This is a genomic window from Streptomyces sp. SUK 48, from assembly GCF_009650765.1.
Classification (GTDB): domain Bacteria; phylum Actinomycetota; class Actinomycetes; order Streptomycetales; family Streptomycetaceae; genus Streptomyces.
Genome location: NZ_CP045740.1, coordinates 1,956,356 through 1,974,603 on the forward strand (window position 1 = coordinate 1,956,356; position 18,248 = coordinate 1,974,603).

The window sequence follows — 18,248 nt, forward strand, 5'->3', positions numbered from 1 at the left end:
CTCGCACGGGGCACTGACAATCAGGGGACCGCGTTCCGCTTTTCGGTGGAGAAGGGGGTGCGGATCAGGACACAGGGCGCGAATCGGCCCACGTCAGCTCGAACTCCTCGCGATATGTCGGAAAGAGTCCGGCTTCGCCCGCATCGTCCGACTTGACCAGGCGGCTGCCGTTGCGCAGCACCAGGACCGGCGACTCCATCCCGCGCGCCCCGCGCAGATAGGACTGCACCACGGCGATGCCGTCGGTACCGTCGCCGTCCACCAGATAGGCGGTGAAGCGGGGCGTCTCGTCGTACACCTGGATCTGGAAGGCGTCCGGGTCGCGCAGCCGGGAGCGCACCCGGCGCATGTGCAGGATGTTCATCTCGACCGAGCGGCTCAGCTCGCCCCGCTTCATCCCGAGTTCGCGCTCGCGGCGCTTGACCGAGCTGGAGGCGGGGTTGAGGAAGAGCAGCCGGACCCGGCAGCCGGACTCGGCGAGCCGGACCAGGCGCCGCCCGGAGAAGTTCTGCACCAGCAGGTTGAGGCCGATGCCGATGGCGTCCAGGCGCCGGGCGCCGCCGAAGAGGTCCTCGGCCGGGAACCGGCGCATCAGCCGCACCCGGTCCGAGTGGACGGCGACCACGTCGGCGTACCGGTCGCCGACCAGGTCCTCGACCGCGTCGACGGGCAGCCGGCGCGCGGAGGGCACGTCGCCGCCCGCGCCGAGCATCTCCAGGAGCCGGGCCGAGGCGCGCTCCGCCTGGCCGAGCACCGCCTCGGACAGGGCCCGGTTGCGGGAGACGACGTTGCGCGTCACCTCCAGCTCGTCCAGGGCGAGTTCGAGGTCGCGGCGCTCGTCGAAGTACGGCTCGAAGCAGGGCCAGTGCTGCACCATCAGCTCGCGCAGCTGGGGCAACGTCAGGAAGCTGAGCACGTTGTCGTCGGCCGGATCGAGCAAGTAGCCCTTGCGGCGGCTGACTTCGCGTACAGCGACCGCGCGCTGCACCCATTCCTGTCCGGCCGGTCCGGCGGCGGCGACCACCCACTCGTCGCCGTGCACGGGCTCGTACACGGGCCGCAGGACGGCGGCGACGACCGAACGCAGCCGCTGCTCCACGAGGTTCAGCCAGATGTAGGCCCGGCCGGCCCGCTGGGCGCGGGTGCGCACCTCGTGCCAGGCGTCGGCGCCCCAGTCCAGCTCCGGCCCGATGGAACCCGCGTCCATCGGCCGTGCCAGGGACACCGCGCCGGGCGGGACGTCCGCGGAGTCTCCCTCGTGACCCTCGCCACCAGGGGGCAGCTCCAGCCCTCCCGAGCCCACCCGTGCACCGCCTTCCGTCCCCGGGCCTTTCCCGTCTCGACGATCAAGGAAGGGTACTCCGGGAGCGGCGCGCGGTGCAGCCGGATGGACAGGTCGGTTCCGCTCCTGCTCTGCTCAACTGCTTGGCGTTTTCGGGCCGTTCCCCACCGCTCGTGCACGGGGAGTGAGCGGTTTCATAGCCGGGGGTACCCGGCCGGTCCCGTTCCTGCTTTCGGGGAGACTTCGTGCCATCGCGCGAACCGGCCCCCGGGCGGGCCGCCCACCTGGGAGAGTCATTGCCATGCAGGTCTGGCCTGGAGGGACGTATCCGCTCGGCGCGACGTACGACGGCGCCGGCACCAACTTCGCGGTCTTCACCGAAGCCGCGGACCGAGTGGAGCTGTGTCTGCTGCACGACGACGGCTCGGAGACGGCGGTGGAGCTGCGGGAGAGCGACGCGTTCGTGCGGCACGCGTATCTGCCGGGGGTGATGCCCGGACAGCGCTACGGATTCCGGGTGCACGGCCCCTACGACCCGGGGCGGGGGCTGCGCTGCAACGCGGCGAAGCTGCTGCTCGACCCGTACGCGAAGGCGGTCGCGGGCGCGGTGCGCTGGGGCGAGGAGGTGTACGGCTACCACTTCGGCGCGCCCGAGCGGCGCAACGACCTGGACTCGGCGCCGCACACCATGTCCTCGGTGGTGATCAACCCGTACTTCGACTGGGGCGACGACCGGCCGCCGCGCACCGAGTACCACCACACGGTGATCTACGAGGCCCACGTCAAGGGCCTGACCATGCGTCACCCGGGCCTCCCGGAGGAGCTGCGCGGCACGTACGCGGCGCTCGCCCACCCGGCACTCATCGAGCATCTGACCGAACTCGGTGTGACCGCGCTGGAGTTGATGCCCGTACACCAGTTCGTCAACGACCACCGGCTGGCGGACCTGGGGCTGAGCAACTACTGGGGCTACAACACCATCGGGTTCTTCGCCCCGCACAACGCGTACGCCTCCTGGGGCGACCGCGGCCAGCAGGTGCTGGAGTTCAAGTCGGCGGTGCGGGCGCTGCACGAGGCCGGGATCGAGGTGATCCTGGACGTCGTCTACAACCACACCGCCGAGGGTAACCACCTGGGCCCGACGCTCTCCTTCAAGGGCATCGACAACCCGTCGTACTACCGCCTCGCGGACGATCCCCGCTACTACACGGACACCACCGGCACCGGCAACTCGCTGCTGATGCGCTCCCCGCACGTGCTCCAGATGATCATGGATTCGCTGCGCTACTGGGTCACCGAGATGCATGTCGACGGCTTCCGCTTCGACCTCGCGGCGACCCTGGCCCGGCAGTTCCACGAGGTGGACCGGCTGTCCTCGTTCTTCGACCTGGTGCAGCAGGACCCGGTGGTCTCCCAGGTGAAGCTGATCGCCGAGCCCTGGGACGTGGGCGAGGGCGGCTACCAGGTGGGCAACTTCCCGCCGCTGTGGACCGAGTGGAACGGCAAGTACCGCGACACCGTACGGGACCTGTGGCGGGGCGAGCCGCGCGCGCTCGCGGAGTTCGGCTCCCGGCTGACCGGCTCCTCGGACCTCTACCAGGACGACGGCCGCCGCCCGCTGGCCTCCGTCAACTTCGTCACCTGCCACGACGGCTTCACGCTGCGCGACCTGGTGTCGTACGACGACAAGCACAACGAGGCCAACGAGGAGGGCAACCGGGACGGCGAGAGCCACAACCGGTCCTGGAACTGCGGCGCCGAGGGCGAGACCGGCGACCCCGGGGTGCTCGCGCTGCGCGCCCGCCAGACGCGCAACTTCCTCGCCACCCTGATGCTGTCCCAGGGCGTGCCGATGATCAGCCACGGCGACGAGTTCGGCCGCACCCAGCGCGGCAACAACAACGCCTACTGCCAGGACAACGAGGTCTCCTGGCTGCACTGGCCCGAGGACGGCGGGGAGCTGCTGGAGTTCGTGCGCACCATGGTGTGGCTGCGCCGCGACCACCCCGTGCTGCGCCGCCGCCGCTTCTTCCACGGCCGCCCGGTGGAGGGCAGCCACGGCGAGCTGTCCGACATCGCCTGGTTCACCCCGCACGGCACGGAGATGACCCGGCGGGACTGGGACGCGGCCGGGGCGTCCGCGCTGACCGTGTTCCTCAACGGCAACGCCATCTCCGAGCCGGGCCCGCGCGGGGAGCGGATCACCGACGACTCCTTCCTGCTGCTGTTCAACGCCTCCCCCGAGCCGCTGGACTTCCGGGTGCCGGTGAACCACGGCCGGCAGTGGCAGGTGGTGGTCGACACGGCCCGCGCCGAGGGCATCCCGCCGGGTTCGGGCACGAAGGCGAAGGCGGGCGACCGGCTGGCCCTGGAGGACCGCAGCCTCATGGTCCTCCAGCGTCCGGCGTAGGGCGCCGTAGGCCAGGTGGGTGAGCGCGGACGAGCCGCCTCGGCCGCCGGCCCGGTCCGGGTGACACGAAACGCGGCAGGGCGGGTACGTAGGTTCCCATGACCTCTGCGCGACCCGGACCGGGGGTGCCCACGGCCACCTACCGGCTTCAGCTCCAGCCCGCCTTCCCGTTCTCGGCCGCCGCGGCGGCCGTCCCGTACCTCGCCTCGCTCGGCGTGTCCCATCTGCACCTGTCCCCCGTCCTGGAGGCCGTACCGGGTTCCGCGCACGGCTACGACGTGGTGGACCACGGCCGCGTCCGCGCGGAACTCGGCGGCGAGGAGGGGCTGCGCGCGCTGTCCCGGACCGCCCGGGAGCACGGCCTCGGCCTGGTCCTGGACATCGTGCCGAACCACATGGCGATGGCGCCCGCGCACAACCACGCCCTGTGGGAGGTGCTGCGCGAGGGACCGGATTCGGCGTACGCAAGCTGGTTCGACATCGACTGGGACGCCGGGGGCGGCCGGGTGCTGCTGCCCGTGCTCGGTGCCCCGCTCGGGGCCGAGCTCGGCCATCTGCGGGTCGACGGCGACGCGCTGCGCCTGCGCGACCAGGTCCTCCCGCTGCGCGCCGGCACCGAGCGGCTGCCGCTGCCCGAGCTGCTGGACGCCCAGTGGTACCGCCCGGTGTGGTGGCGGCTCGCCCGGACCGAGCTGAACTACCGGCGGTTCTTCAGCATCTCGGAGCTGATCGGGCTGCGGGTGGAGGACCCCGGGGTGTTCGACGCCACCCACGCCAAGATCCTCCAGCTGCTGGACGAGGGCGTGGCCGACGGGCTGCGCGTGGACCACCCCGACGGGCTCGCCGACCCGGACGCGTATCTCGCCCGGTTGCACGAGGCGAGCGGCGGGCGCTGGACGGTGATCGAGAAGATCCTCGCCGACGACGAGCGGCTGCCGCCCTCCTGGCCCATCGCGGGCACCACCGGCTACGACGCGCTGCGCCGGGTCGACGGCCTGTTCACGGACCCGGACGGGGCGGTCGAACTCCTCACGGAGTACCGGCGGTTCGCGGCCCCGCAGGCGGACCGGGGCGGTGTCTGGGATGCGACGGTCCGCCGGGCCGCCTACAAGGTGCTCACGCACGAGCTGGCCACCGAGACCGAGCGGCTCACCCGGGTCGCGGTGCGGCTGTGCGCCCACTCTCCCGACCTCGCGCTGCGCGACCGGGCCCCCTGGGCGCTGCGTACGGCCCTGGAGGAACTCCTGGTCCGGATGCGGGTCTACCGGCCGTACGCCTCCGGGGACGCGGCCGCCGTCATCACGGAGGAGGCCGCCGGGGAGGCCCGGCTCGCCTTCGTGGTCCCCGAGGAGGCGGCGGTCGTCGACCTCGTACGGCAGCTGCTCGTGGAGCCGCCCGGGGACCCGGCCGCGCCGGACCACGCCGACCGGCTCGAACTGCGCACCCGGTTCGCGCAGACCGCCTCCGCGCTGCGGGCGAAGTCGGTGGAGGACACGGCGTACTACCGCTATGTGCCGCTGCTGGCGGCGACCGAGGTGGGCGGCGACCCGGGCCGCCCGGGGATCTCCCCGCGCGAGTTCCACACGTACTGCGCCCGCGTCCAGGAGGAGCGGCCGCTGACCGGTACGGCCGTCACCACGCACGACACCAAGCGCAGCGCCGACGTCCGCGCGGCCCTCGCCGTCCTGACCGAGTGCCCCGGCCGCTGGGCGGAGCTGGTGGCCGGGGTGACCCGCCCCGAGGAGGGCACCCCGGACGGGCAGCTGGCCTGGGCGGCCTGGCAGACGGTGTTCGGGCTCGGTCCGGCCGAGGAGGAGCGGGTGCGGGAGAACCTGCTGAAGCATGTGCGCGAGGCCGGCATGTACACCAGCTGGACCGAGCGGGAGACGCCGTACGAGGAGGCGGTGACCGCCTTCGTGGCGGCCGGCCCCTGCGGCCCGCCCGGCGAACGCGTGACCGCCTTCCGCAAGGCGCTGGAGCCGTACATCCGGGCCAACGTCCTCGGCACGGCCCTGGTGCACCTGACGATGCCGGGCGTCCCGGACGTGTACCAGGGCGCCGAGGGCGAGTTCCGCGCGCTGGTGGACCCGGACAACCGCCGCCCGGCGGCCCTGCCGCCCGAAACTCCGGGCGAAAAGGCTGAGTTGACGCGCGCGGCGCTGCGGCTGCGTGCCCGCAGGCCGGACGCCTTCGGGGCGGCCGCCTCCTACGACCCGCTGCCCGCCGAGGGCCCGGCGGCGGACCACTGCACGGCCTTCGCCCGCTCCGGGGAGGTGATCACGGCGGTGACCCGGCTCTCGCTGCGGCTCGCGGAGTCGGGCGGCTGGCGGGACACGACCCTGCCGCTGCCCCCCGGCCGCTGGGCCGATGCCCTCGACCCGGCACGGGAGTTCACCGGCCGGGTCCCCCTCACGGACCTGTTCGCCCCCCGGCCGGTGGCCCTGCTGGAGCGCGTCACCCGGGAGTGAGAGGCAACCGATGCCCCCCTGCCGGGACCCGCCGGGAGACCGCTCCCGGCGGGTCCCGGCCGGTGGCGGGCCGGTGTTCGGGGTGCCTCTGGTCGGGCCGCAGGTCTCGGAGCCGATCGGCGAGGGCCGGTTGATCATCGGCTGGGACGCCGAACCCGGTGACGTGGCCCGGCACATACACCCGCACCCGACGCTCTCGGAGGCGGTGGACGAGGTGTTCCTGACGCTCGCGGGGCGGGGGCTGCACCAGCGGTGAGCGCCGTGCGTGCGGTGGCCCCGGCTCCGGTTGGCACATGCCGCGCGGGCATCCGGCCGGACGCTTGACAGCCACCGCGCACCGTGCGGGACTGGGAGGGCGAAGCAGGGCGGACGAGTCGGGGGTGAGTCTCCTGCCGGAGCTGCGCTATCCCAGCGTTCCCGAACTGGTGGCCTCCGCACGGGCGTTGGCCGCCTCGGAACCCGGGCTGTGCGCGCTGCGGCAAGTGGGCCGCTCGCGCGCGGGACGACCGCTGCACCTGCTGTCGGTGGGGCACGCACAGCGCTCGGTGCTGGTGGTGGCGGGCGCCCACGCCAACGAGCCGACCGGCGGCTCCACCTTGCGGGTGCTCGCCCGACGGGTGCTGGCGGAGCGCGAGTTGCGCACCGGCACCTCCTGGCACTTCCTGCTGTGCGCGGACCCGGACGGCGCCGCCCTCCATGTCACCCCGGCGCCGCGCAGCCTGCTCGACTACCACCTCGGCTTCTACCGGCCCACGGGCGCCGAGCAACCGGAGTGGTCGCCGTCCGTGCTGCCCCCCGACCTGCTCCCGCCCGAGACCCGGGCGCTGACCGGGGTGATCGACGAGCTGCGCCCCTACCTCCAGGTGACCCTGCACGGCACCGATCTGGGCGGCAGCTGGGTGCAGTTGACGCGGGACGTGCCGGGCCTCGCGGAGCCGTTCGCCAAGTCGGCGGCGCAGCTGCACATCCCGGTGGAGACGGGCGCCTCGGACGCCGCGGGCTGGCCGGCGTCCGGGCCGGGGGTGCATGTGATGCCGGGTCCGGAGAGCGGCGTGGCCTATCCGAGCATGCCGGACGACGCCCGGCACAGCACCTGGTACCACGCGCACCGCTACGGGGGGCTGACCGCCGTGGTGGAGGTGCCGATGTGGGCCAGCGACCTGGTGGACGACCCGGCGCCGCACCCGGCGCCGGCGGTGGCGATCCGGCGGCTGGCGCGGCGGCTGCTGCGGGACTCGCTGGAGGTGGAGCGGGTGCTCGCGGAGGCGCTGCCCCGGCTCGACGGCGCCGACGGGCCGCTGCTGCGGGCCGCGCGCTGGGCGCTGGGGCTGATCCCGGGCCTGGCCGAGGACTGGACCCACACCGTGCCGGCCGCCGGCACGATGGCGTACGTCGGCAGCGTGGACGCGTTCGGGCGGCGGCTGCCGCTGCGGGCGGCGGCGATGCTGCTGCGGGTGCTGCGGGAGAGCGGCGACCGGGCGGCGCCGGACCTCGAACGGCTCGTCGCCACCTGGTCCGACGCCTTCGCCCGGCGCTTCCGGGCCCGCTGGGTGCCGCTGGACCACCAGGTGGAGCACCAGTCACGCACGGTGCTGCTGGCGGCCCAGCAGGCCCGGGAGCAGGCGTATCCCTAGGGGCCGCCGGCTCGAAGTGCCATCGGCTCACGAGGGCGGCCGGCTCACGAGGGCGGCCGGCGGGGCCGCGCGCCGCCGGTCAGTCGCCGAGGTCGAAGACCGACCCCGTCCGCGCCCGCAGTTCGCAGGAGTTGGTGTACGTCCGCCGGAAGTCGACCATCCGGCCGTTCCAGCGGCCGCGCGCGGTGGCGGTGACCGGGGAGTAGATCCGCGGGCAGAACACCTTGCGGGCCGGGATGAGGTCGATGTCGCCGCGGGCGGCGGCCAGTTCGGCGCAGGCTTCGGCCGCGTACGGATGGCCGTGCGGCGGCAGGCAGCGCAGCAGGGCGCTGCGGCCGCTGTCGGCCCGGTCGCCCGAGCGGGTGATCGTGAGGTGCAGCCGGTTGCCGTGCCGATGGGGGAACGGATGGGGAAACGCCTGGGCGGGGCCCGCGGCGAGGAGACCGGCGGCGGCCAGGAACACGCCGACGGCCGCGGTCGCTCTGGTGAAGTACGTCATGCCCGTTGCATCGGCAGGACGTCCGCCGTTCCGCAGTGCGGGTCACCCGTTCGAACGACCGGGGCGCCCCCGGCCGCGCGCTCAGCCCAGCGACAGCCGGTACGCGACCCGCCCGAACGCCACCTGGTCGCCCTCGCGGACGGCGACCGCGCCGATCACCCGGCGGCCGTTGACGGTGGTGCCGTTGGTGGAGCCGAGGTCCCGGAGAATCCACAGCCCGCCCTGGTGGCTGAGTTCGGCGTGCACCCGGGAGACCGTCTCATGGGTCAGCCGCAGCCCGTTGCCCGGGTCGCGGCCTATCCGCAGCGGGCGGGTGTGGGCCGGTCCCGGCAGCAGCAGCTTGGGCAGCCGCTCGGCCTGCCAGGCGCGGCGCAGTCGTACCGTGAAACCGGAGACGGCCTCCACGGTGCCGAAGACCACGCGGGACAGGCGGCTGTCGCGGGGCAGGTCGGCGACGAGGACGGCGAGTTCGTCGGCGTGGCGCGCGGCGAGCGCCAGTTCCATGCGGCGCACGAACGTCTCGTGCGACAGCCGGCCCTTGGCCGCGCCGTCCCGCAGCACCTCCAGGGCCGCTTCCCGCTCCGTGTCGGACAGCCGCGCGGACGCCGGGGCCGGGGCGGTGGGGAACTCGAAGGACGACGTCACGCCTGTGATTGTCGGTCAGTGGGCGACGCGTGTCCAGAAAGCGGGTAATCGGCGCCCGCCGGACGGTACTTCCGCGCGGGCCGCCCGGGGAACTTCGCACGACACCTGAGGGGAAAGGCCCCGATCGGAGGGGAGATCGAGGGCGGGGGCGGGCACGATGGGAGCGCGGGACATCACGGTGAACAGACGAAGGGGAACCGTCCGTGCAGTTCGAGGTGTGGGCACCGCAGGCAGACCGGGTGACGCTCCAGTGCGAGGGCGCCACGCGGGCGTTGGCGCGCGATCCGGAGCGCGGGGGCTGGTGGAAGGGGGAGGCGGCGGCCGGTGACGGCGCCCGGTACGGGTTCGCGCTGGACGACGGTCCGGTGCTGCCCGACCCGCGCTCGCGCCGCCAGCCGGACGGTCCGGACGGGCTCAGCGCGGTCGTGGACCAGGAGCGGTACCGGTGGCGGGTGCCATGGCCGGGGCGGGAGTTGCCGGGCGCGGTGCTCTACGAGCTGCATGTGGGCACGTACACCCCCGAGGGCACGCTGGACGCGGCGGCGGACCGGCTCGGTCATCTGGTGGAACTGGGCATCACGCACGTGGAGTTGATGCCTCTCTGCCCGTTTCCCGGGCGGCACGGCTGGGGGTACGACGGGGTGGCGCCCTGGGCGGTGCACGAGCCGTACGGCGGCCCCGAGGCGCTGAAGCGGTTCGTGGACCGGGCGCACGAGCTGGGGCTCGGTGTCGTCCTGGACGTCGTGCACAACCACTTGGGGCCCTCCGGTAACTATCTGCCGTCCTTCGGGCCGTACTTCACCGACACGCACACCACACCGTGGGGCGCGGCGATGAACCTGGACGCGCCCGGCTCGGACGAGGTACGCGCGTTCCTCGTCGGCAGCGCGCTGGCGTGGCTGCGGGACTTCCGGCTCGACGGGCTGCGCCTGGACGCGGTGCACGCGCTGTACGACACCCGGGCCGTCCACTTCCTGGAGGAGCTGTCGGCGGCCGTCGACCACCTGGCGGCGGAGGTGGGCCGGCCGCTGTTCCTGATCGCCGAGACCGATCTCAACGATCCGCGCTTGATCACGCCGCGCGGGGAGCACGGGCTCGGGCTGCACGCGCAGTGGAACGACGACTTCCACCACGCCCTGCACACCGCGCTGACCGGCGAGTCCCAGGGCTACTACGCCGACTTCGCGCGCGACCCCTTCGCCGCGCTGGCCAGGACGCTGACCGGGGGCTACTTCCACGACGGCACCTACTCCGGTTTCCGGGGCCGGCACCACGGGCGCCCGCTGGACCGGGCGCGGGTGGCTGGGCACCGGCTGCTCGGCTACTCCCAGACCCATGACCAGATCGGCAACCGCGCCCAGGGCGACCGGCTCTGCGCGCACCTCTCCCCGGGCCTGCTGGCCTGCGCGGCGACGCTGGTGCTGACCGCGCCGTTCACCCCGATGCTGTTCATGGGCGAGGAGTGGGCGGCCGGTACGCCCTGGCAGTACTTCGCCGACCACACGGACCCGCAGCTCGCCGAGGCGGTACGGCGCGGGCGGCGCCGGGAGTTCGCGGCGCACGGCTGGGCCGAGGAGGACGTACCCGACCCGGGGGACCCGGCGACCCGGGAGCGCTCCTGCCTCGACTGGTCGGAACCCGAACGCGCCGCGCACGCGCGGATGCTGGACTGGTACCGGCGGCTGATCGCGCTGCGCCGCGACCAGCCCGACCTCACCGACCCGGACCTCGCCGACACGAAGGTGGCCTACGACGCGGGGGCCCGCTGGCTGGCCTTCCGGCGGGGCGACGTACGGGTCGCGGTGAACCTGGGCGAGGAACCGGCCGCCATTCCGCTGGGCTCCCGCCCGGCCCTGGTCCTCGCCGCCTGGGAGCCGGTCGAGCCGCCGGGCGCGGACGGCGTGCTCCAGCTGCCCGGGGAGTCGTGCGTGGTGCTCAGCCAGCCCTGAGCCGCCGGACGCCGGTCACGGCTCCTCCCCCGCCGTCTTGAAGTCCGTCACCCGCTCCAGCAGGATCGGCTCCCACGCCCGGCGCAACTGGGTGCGCAGCAGCGCCGGGTCGCCCGGGCCGCGGCCGTCGAGGCGGTCCATCAGGCGCAGCACCGTGTCGCAGCGGGCCAGCCACAGGCCGCGCAGGCAGGGGCGGGCGCCGTACCCGGCGAGGGTGGCGGCGCGGACGGCGGCCGGGGAGCCGACGGCGACGGCGAGCCCCGCGATGTCCTCGGCGGGATCGCCGAGCGCCGCCTCGGTCCAGTCGAGGACGCCGCGCACCCGCCCGTCGGCGCTGACCACCACGTGTTCGCCGGTCAGCCCGTGGTGGGTGAGCACGGCGACGCCGGGCTGCGCGGCGAGCTGGGCGGCCCCGGCCGGGGTGAGCTGGTGCATCGGCTCGGCGTCGAACTCGTCGGCGGCGGCGAGCCGTTCGGCCGCGTGCACGGCCATCCGGCGCAGCGCCTCCAGGGAGCGCGGGGCGGCGCGCGGCACGCCGAGCGACTCGGCCTGCCGTACCGGCACCGCGCGCAGCCCGGTGAGCAGCCCGGCGAGATCGGCCTCGCCGGCCGCCGAGACCTCGTGCTCCTCGGCGGTGCCGCCGGGCACCGCGGTGTCCAGGGTGCAGGCGAGGCCGGGCGCCCAGTCGGCGTGCGCGACGCTGACCGGCACCGCGATGGGGACGTGCGGGCGGACCAGGGCGCGCAGCCGCAGCTCGCGGCGCCTGCGGGCGGACGCCTCCCGGTCGGGGGCGAGCCGCAGCACCTGGCGGGTGCCGACCCACCAGGTGTACGCATGCTCCTCCCGTACGGGCCGGACGTCGGGTGCGTCGCCGTCCGGGCCTTCCTTGAGCAGCGAACGGACCAGCTGGCGGACGGTGTCCGCGGTGGGGGTCGGTGCCTGGGTCATGGATCGCGCGTTGCCGTTCCGGGTGTCGTCGGGGTGCTCTGCCCGGGCCCGCCCCGGGCCCGGGGTCTCGGTCCGTCAGTCCACTGTCACCAGCTCGCGGCCGGTGTTGTTGAGGCGGCGGCCGCCGTCCTCGGTCACCGTCACGATGTCCTCGATGCGCACCCCGAACCGGCCGGGCAGATAGATGCCGGGCTCGACCGAGAAGCACATCCCGGGCACCAGCGGCAGCTCCTCGCCCTCGATCATGTACGGCGGCTCGTGCGTGGTGACGCCGATGCCGTGCCCGGTGCGGTGGATGAAGTACTCGCCGTACCCGGCGTCGGTGATCACCCGGCGGGCGGCCCGGTCGACCTCCTGGCAGGCCACGCCCGGCCGCACCGCCTGGCAGCCGGCCTCCTGGGCCTCCCGCACGATGTCGTGGACCCGGCGCTCCTCCTCGGTGGGCTCGCCGACGTGCACGGTGCGCGTGGTGTCGGAGCCGTAACCGTCCTTCAGGCCGCCGAAGTCGAGGACGACCATGTCCCCGCGCCGGATGACCCGGTCGCCGACCTCGTGGTGCGGGTTGGCGCCGTTGGGGCCGGAGCCGACGATGGTGAAGTCGACCTGGGAGTGGCCGAAGCGGCGCAGCAGCGCGGCGAGGTCGCGGCCGAGGTCGGACTCGCGGCGCCCGGCGAAGGTCACCTTGCGGATCTCCTCGAACGCGGCGTCGGCGGCGGCTCCGGCGGCCGCGAGCAGCTCCACCTCGGCGGGGTCCTTGACCGCGCGCAGCATGGGCAGCGCGTCGGTGAGGGCGGCGTACGAGCTGTCGGGCAGGGTGCGCTGGAGGCCGAGGACGTGCAGGCCCCAGGTGTTGTCGCTGATGCCGTAGCGGCCGCGGCCGTCGAGCAGCTCGGCGGTGACGGCGTACGGGTCCTTGCCGTCGGTCCAGTCGCGCAGGGTGAGCGCCTCGCCGGCGACGGAGTGCTCGGCGTCCGGGGCCTCCAGGGTGGGGACGACCAGGACGGGGTCCTGGCCGGGGGCGAGGACCAGCAGGGTGAGCCGCTCGGTGACGGCGGTGGGGGTGTAGCCGGTCAGCCAGACCATGTCCGGGCCCGGTGCCACGAGCAGCCCGGCGAGACCGGCGTCGGCCGCGGCGCGCGCGGCACGCTCCATGCGGGCCTGGTGGTCGGCTGCGCTGAAGGGCGTGGTCGTACTACCGGTCATCCGGGCCTCCGGGCGGTTCTGGCTGGTCGGGCGGGTACCGGGGCGCACGGCAGGCGCCCTGGGCAGCATCCTGCCCGCCCGGACCGGGCCACGCGACCCGATCGGACGATCCCGCGTCCGCCGGGTGCGGCGGAGATCCGCGCGGGGCGGCTCACGGGGGTCGGCAGGAGGTACGGCACCCGGCCATCATGTCCCACCGGCCCCCGCACTCCGCCGACCACTGGCCCCCGGATTCCACCGACCACCGGCTCCCGGGTTCCACCGACCCACCGGCCCCGGACTCCGCCGCGCTCAGGTCACCACGCCCGGCACCACCGTCAGCTGCTGGAACCCGCCGCCGCTGTGCCGCACGGTGAGCAGCACCTCGCTGCCGGGGCGGGCGCGGGCGACGGCCCGTGCCAGGTCGGCGGCCGTGTCGACGCGGGCGCCGCCGAACTGGAGCAGGACGTCCCCGCGGGCCAGGCCCGCCCGGTAGCCGGGGCCGGGCGTGTGCACCCCCACCACCAGGGCGCCGGGGCTGCCGTAGTCGACGGCCTCCACGCCGAGGGTGGCCCGGGGGCCGCCGTCCCGCGCGGGCGCGGCCGCGGTCCGGGGATGCGGTACGGCGCTCTTCCCCGCGCCGAGCAGGGTGGCGCCGACCGCGCCGATGCCCACGCCGGACAGCAGCAGCAGGGTGCCCGCGCAGGCGCCGAGCAGCAGGGTCCGCAGCCGCCGTACGCGCCGGGACGCGGCGTGCGGATGGTGGGCGGGGCCGCCGCCCGTCCGGGGGCCGCCGCCGGCCCGGGGGCCCCGGCCCGGCAGCGGCCTGGGCCGCAACGCAGTGTGTTCCATGGTTCGCTCGCCTCCGGCCGGTCATCTACCCGGCGCACCGGCCGGCGACGAGACACGAACGAGTGAGACTGCCCGGAGGCCGGCGGCGGGTAGTCACTACGGACACCCCGCGCCCCCCCGGTCACCAGGGGCCCCGGCCTTCGGCTCAAGCTCGGCTCAGCCCATGTGCCCTCCGTGGCCGCCGTCGTGCGCCGCGCCGTGGTCGAACTTCATCGCCTCGGGCGGCATCACGACGAACGGGCGCATCATCCCCATGTCCTCGTGCTCCAGCAGATGGCAGTGGTACATGAACCTGCCGTACGCCCCGTCGAAGCGGCCCATGACCCGCAGCAGTTGGCCGCCGGGCACCCGGAAGACGTCCTTGTATCCCTGCTCGTTGGGCGCGAGCGGGATCGCGGTGCCCGCGTCGTGGCGGATCGGGGCGCGGGTCCCGCCGGCCGCCGGGTCGAAGCCGGAGACGTCGTAGGCGTCCCGGCCCAGCAGCTGGAAGTCGGCCAGGTGGATGTGCATGGGGTGCACGATGGGCGCGAGGTTGAGGAAGCTCCACTGCTCGTAGCTGCCCTCGGCGATGGTGAAACCGAGCCCGTCGTTGAAGGTCCGCGCGATGCGCCGGTACGTCCTGGTGGTGCCGTCGGCGCCGGTGAGCCGGATGACGCCGTCGGCCGGGAGCGTCGGCCCGTCCGTGCCGGTGACCTCGGTCATCTCCCAGATCTCCGGGTGCCCGCCCGCGCCCTGGGTGGCGGGCGGGGTGAGCACGACCAGCCGGTGGCCGTGCGGGATGTCGTGGGTGAGCCGGCGGAAGGAGCCGGAGAGGACCTCGGGCAGCTCGAAGGTGTCGCGCTCGGCGGCCTCGCGGACCCGGAACTCCATGACCGCCGGATAGCGCACGTCACCGGCCGGGTCGGGCACGCCCGCCGGCTGGTTGGGCCCCTTGTTCACCAGCCGCAGGGTACGGCCGGCCAGCCGCCGGAAGTCCACCAGCAGGTCGAAGCGCTCGGCGGGCGCCGCGGTCAGGGTGGGCAGTTCCGCGCCGAAGTCCACCGGCACGGGCCGCGGCAGCAGCCCGCCGTCGCTGCCGATCTGGTGCACGACGCCGGGCACCGGGTCGCCGTCCTCGTCGATCAGCACGAGGTCGTAGATGCGCGCGTTCGAGGCGTTGACCAGACGGAAGCGGTACCAGGCCGAGTCCACCGCGGCGTACGGCCAGATGCGGCCGTTGACCGTGGTGTACGGCCCGGTGAACGGGATGGACACCGGCTCGCCGGTCTCCGGGTTGCTCGCCTGCACGACGACCGTCTTGTGCAGCAGCCGCCCGTTGAGCCGCCCGCCCTCGTCGGTGTCGAGGTTGCGGTCGGCGAGCAGCAGCGGGATCTCCCGCTTCCCGGACGGCAGATGGAGCGCGTCCTCCTCGTCGTCGCGGATCAGGTAGGTGCCGTAGAGCCCGGACATCACGTTGAAGCGGGTGATGTTCATGGCGTGGTCGTGGTACCACCACTGGGTCGCCTGGTGGTCGTTCGGGTACTCCGACAGCTGGGCGTCGCCGGAGCCGACCGCGTTGTCCGCCCAGCCGTCGTTGCCGCCGCCGGTCTGGGCACCGTGCAGATGGGTCACCGTCCAGGCGGGCAGGGCGGCGACGTCCTTGTCGGGCTCCACGCCGCCGCGGCCGGGCTCGGTGGTGGCGGGCGCGGTACCGGGCGCGCGGACCGGCACCTCGACCGAGGTCACCGGGTACTCGGCGTCCCGGGGGACGCGGTTGGTCCAGGCGATGCGGATCCGGCGGCCGCGCCGCACCTCGATGGTCGGGCCGGGGACATGGCCGTCGTAGCCCCACATCAGGGTGGGCGGCAGCTGCGGGTGCAGCCGCACCCAGGTCGGGCGCAGGGCGATCTCGGTCTCCTGCCGGACGTCGGCCCCGCCCGGCCGCAGCACCGGCGGCACGGTCAACGGCGCGACATACGGCCGCAGTTCGCCCGGCGCCTGCTTCTTCTCCCCCGTGGCGCCGGTGATCCTTCCGACGGCCTTCTCGATGATCTCGGTCAAGCTCGAACACCCCCCGTGTTCTCGCGCTGTGTCGTTCCCCTTGCCTGTGAAGACTGCGAAGAGTCCGCCGAAGTTCCCTGAATGCCCTACTCCGTACGAGTAGATTCCGAAACGGTCGATCAGCCCGGAGTGAGCAGGGGGCGCACGGGCGGGCGGTCGGGCAGGAAGCCGTGGGCGCGCCGCGACAGCCACGCGTCCCGGTAACGGTCCACGCTGCGGTGCCAGTTGAGGATTCCGGCCAGCCAGTTGCGCAGGTCGTCGACGTAGCCGTCCATCGCCGCACGGGCCTGCGGGGACAGCCCGAAGTCGTCGTACAGTACGGGCAGTTCATGGGCGACGACGTGTTCGAACTGCCGCATGCGCTGGGTGGTCAGGTCGTGGACGACACCGAGCGCGGCCGGGTAGCCGACGCCGAAGAAGTTCTGCACGACCAGGACGGCGTTGTGGATCTCGCCCTCGTACTCGATCTCCTTCTGGTACGAGAAGATGTCGTTGAGCAGGCAGGCGTAGTCGATGGCGGCGTTCTCCAGGGAACGCACCGGGCCGCTGCGGTAGAGCTCCGGCGGGACCGCGGGGCCCCGGCCCATCCGGCACAGGCTCAGGGTGAGGTCGGAGCCGAAGGTGGCGCGGCGCATCTCCAGGTAGTCGACCGGGTCGGGGACGCGGTTCTGGAGCTGGTTGGACAGTTCCCACACCCAGCTCTCGGTCATGGTGTCCACGGCGGCCTTGAGGGTGCGCCGCTGCCCGGTGCTCATCGGGGCGCTGGTGCGGGCCCACAGGTCGCTCAGGGAGCGCTCCAGGGCGTTGCCGGGCACCAGCGGGGGCTCGCCGTCGACGGGCATGCAGGCCGACAGCCGGGCGGTGGCCAGGCGGGCGCCGGCCAGGTCGCCTCGGCGGCCGTGGACGAGCGGGTAGTAGTCGTCGCCGTAGGTGCCGAAGGCGAGCCACTGGGCGCTGAGGTCGAGGGCCTCGGGGGTGGCGTCGGGGTCCAGTCCGGCGGAGCACAGGGCGAGGTCGCAGGCGCGCAGCCGGTCCTCGTCCCAGACGCCCTCCCGGAGGAGGCCCATCCGGTCGCACCAGGCGCGCAGATGGCGGCGGGCGGCCTCCAGGTGCGGGCTGAGCTCCAGGGCGAACGGCATGTGGAACTCGGGCAGGATCGAGGGGCCGACCTTCTGGTGGGGCACATGCGCGTAGGAGCGCAGCCGCTCGTGCGCGGCGGAGGCGAGCAGGGAGCCGATGTGGGCGGCGGAGGTGCCGGGCCCGCTCGGCAGCCGCCAGGGCGAGTCGCCGCGCGCGCCCTTGTTCATGTAGCGGCTGGAGCGCAGGTGCCATTCGTGGCCGCCGCTCTGCCAGTCCTGGAGTCCCTTGGCGTAGGCGGCGATCGCGCCCGTCTCGACGGGGGTGAGGCCCTGTTCCAGGGCGATCGCGGGCACCTCGGTGAGCGCGGTGTGCTCGAACTGGTGCAGCCGCGAGGTGAGGATGTCGTTGACGGTGTCGGCGGCCTGCTGGGTGGTGCAGCCGAAGAAGGTCTCCAGGACAAGCACGCCGTTGCTGTTCTCGCCCTCGTCCTCGACCTCGCGCTGGTAGGAGAACAGGTCGTTGCGCAGATGGACGGCGTCGGCGAAGGTCTCCATCAGCACCCGCAGCGGCCTGGTCCCCGCGACGGACGCGGGCACCTCGGCGGTCGCGTACTCCACGAGCCCGGCGGACCAGGGCGCGCCGCCCACCTTGCGGCGCATCTCGATGTACTCGACGGGGTTGGCGATCCGCCCTTCGTTGATGTTGGACAGCTCCCACAGCGACTCGTTGAGCAGATGCTCGGTGGCCACCGAGAAGCGGCGGCGCCAGTCCGCCGACATCGCGGGCACCGTACGCGCCCACAGGTCCTTCAGACCCGCCTCGACCGGGTTCTCCGGTTCCGGCACGGGGGTCGCGGGATCGATCGGCATGAACAGCGGGAGCCGGTCGAGGTGGGCCTTGCCGGCCGCACGGTCCTGGGTCCGCTTGAACATGTCGAGGAAGTGGTCGTCGAAGAAGAACACCCACACGTACCAGTCGGTGATCAGCGAGAGGGCGGAGCCGTCGCAGTCGGGGTGGGTGTAGGCACACAGCAGCCCGTAGTCGTGCGCGTCCAGGTCGGACTGCTCCCAGATCCCGGAGCCCTCCAGCATGCCCATCTCGCGCGCCCACGCGGTGGAATGGGCGCGTGCCTCGTCGAGGTGCGGATTGAGCCGCGCGGGAAACGGCATGTAGAAGTGCGGGAGTTCGAACGGCTGCGTCATGGCCGGGCCCTACCCGGGGTCCCGAACGCCCATCCCATGCGCGGGACATGATCACAC

The 18,248-nt window shown here is 73.8% G+C and carries 12 protein-coding genes and 1 pseudogene; 5 read left to right on the forward strand and 8 right to left on the reverse strand.

Translation table 11 applies throughout. The features are described 5' to 3' along the window. Positions 1-64: 64 nt before the first annotated feature. Positions 65-1,303 carry an SAV2148 family HEPN domain-containing protein gene (locus GHR20_RS08245; RefSeq protein WP_153812801.1) on the reverse strand — a complete coding sequence of 413 codons (1,239 nt, stop codon included), beginning with the start codon at positions 1,301-1,303 and terminating at the stop codon, positions 65-67. Between the two features lie 280 nt (positions 1,304-1,583). Here GHR20_RS08245 and glgX point away from each other — a divergent pair, with 280 nt between their 5' ends. The 4 genes and pseudogenes from glgX to GHR20_RS08265 all read left to right on the forward strand — a co-directional run bounded on the left by glgX (position 1,584) and on the right by GHR20_RS08265 (position 7,794). Then, a complete protein-coding gene (gene glgX / locus GHR20_RS08250) occupies positions 1,584-3,692 on the forward strand; it encodes a glycogen debranching protein GlgX (protein ID WP_153812802.1) in 2,109 nt (702 codons plus the stop codon). Positions 3,693-3,790: 98 nt separating this feature from the next. Beyond that, on the forward strand, positions 3,791-6,160 hold the full coding sequence (treY, locus tag GHR20_RS08255) for a malto-oligosyltrehalose synthase (RefSeq protein ID WP_194858839.1): 2,370 nt from the start codon (positions 3,791-3,793) through the stop codon (positions 6,158-6,160). A gap of 64 nt (positions 6,161-6,224) precedes the next feature. Continuing rightward, a pseudogene (locus GHR20_RS37410) lies at positions 6,225-6,416 on the forward strand (dihydrolipoyl dehydrogenase); the annotation flags it as partial. Between the two features lie 124 nt (positions 6,417-6,540). Next, positions 6,541-7,794 (forward strand): M14 family zinc carboxypeptidase, encoded by a 1,254-nt coding sequence (locus GHR20_RS08265; protein ID WP_153812804.1) that lies wholly within the window; start codon positions 6,541-6,543, stop codon positions 7,792-7,794. 79 nt (positions 7,795-7,873) lie between these two features. Here GHR20_RS08265 and GHR20_RS08270 read toward each other — a convergent pair whose 3' ends face one another. Together GHR20_RS08270 and GHR20_RS08275 are read right to left on the reverse strand one after the other, a co-directional pair. After that, a complete protein-coding gene (locus GHR20_RS08270; protein WP_111581060.1) occupies positions 7,874-8,293 on the reverse strand; it encodes an SSI family serine proteinase inhibitor in 420 nt (139 codons plus the stop codon). Between the two features lie 81 nt (positions 8,294-8,374). Beyond that, positions 8,375-8,938, reverse strand: a complete 564-nt coding sequence (locus GHR20_RS08275) for a DUF1707 and FHA domain-containing protein (RefSeq protein ID WP_111581059.1) — start codon at positions 8,936-8,938, stop codon at positions 8,375-8,377. 203 nt (positions 8,939-9,141) lie between these two features. Between GHR20_RS08275 and treZ the strand changes: the two genes are divergently transcribed. Further along, positions 9,142-10,887, forward strand: a complete 1,746-nt coding sequence (gene treZ, locus GHR20_RS08280; protein ID WP_153812805.1) for a malto-oligosyltrehalose trehalohydrolase — start codon at positions 9,142-9,144, stop codon at positions 10,885-10,887. Between the two features lie 15 nt (positions 10,888-10,902). On the opposite strand, the gene GHR20_RS08285 is transcribed toward treZ, so the two are convergent. The 5 genes from GHR20_RS08285 to cyc2 form a co-directional block, all read right to left on the reverse strand. Next, a complete protein-coding gene (locus GHR20_RS08285) occupies positions 10,903-11,835 on the reverse strand; it encodes an aminoglycoside phosphotransferase family protein (RefSeq protein WP_153812806.1) in 933 nt (310 codons plus the stop codon). Between the two features lie 75 nt (positions 11,836-11,910). Continuing rightward, positions 11,911-13,038 (reverse strand): aminopeptidase P family protein, encoded by a 1,128-nt coding sequence (locus GHR20_RS08290; protein WP_153812807.1) that lies wholly within the window; start codon positions 13,036-13,038, stop codon positions 11,911-11,913. Positions 13,039-13,329: 291 nt separating this feature from the next. After that, positions 13,330-13,869: a PDZ domain-containing protein gene (locus tag GHR20_RS08295; protein ID WP_153812808.1), complete on the reverse strand. Its 540-nt coding sequence runs from the start codon at positions 13,867-13,869 to the stop codon at positions 13,330-13,332. A gap of 156 nt (positions 13,870-14,025) precedes the next feature. Continuing rightward, a complete protein-coding gene (gene phsA / locus GHR20_RS08300) occupies positions 14,026-15,909 on the reverse strand; it encodes an O-aminophenol oxidase PhsA (protein WP_153812809.1) in 1,884 nt (627 codons plus the stop codon). 119 nt (positions 15,910-16,028) lie between these two features. Beyond that, positions 16,029-18,191 carry a germacradienol/geosmin synthase Cyc2 gene (cyc2, locus tag GHR20_RS08305; protein ID WP_153812810.1) on the reverse strand — a complete coding sequence of 721 codons (2,163 nt, stop codon included), beginning with the start codon at positions 18,189-18,191 and terminating at the stop codon, positions 16,029-16,031. Between the last annotated feature and the right edge of the window lie 57 nt (positions 18,192-18,248).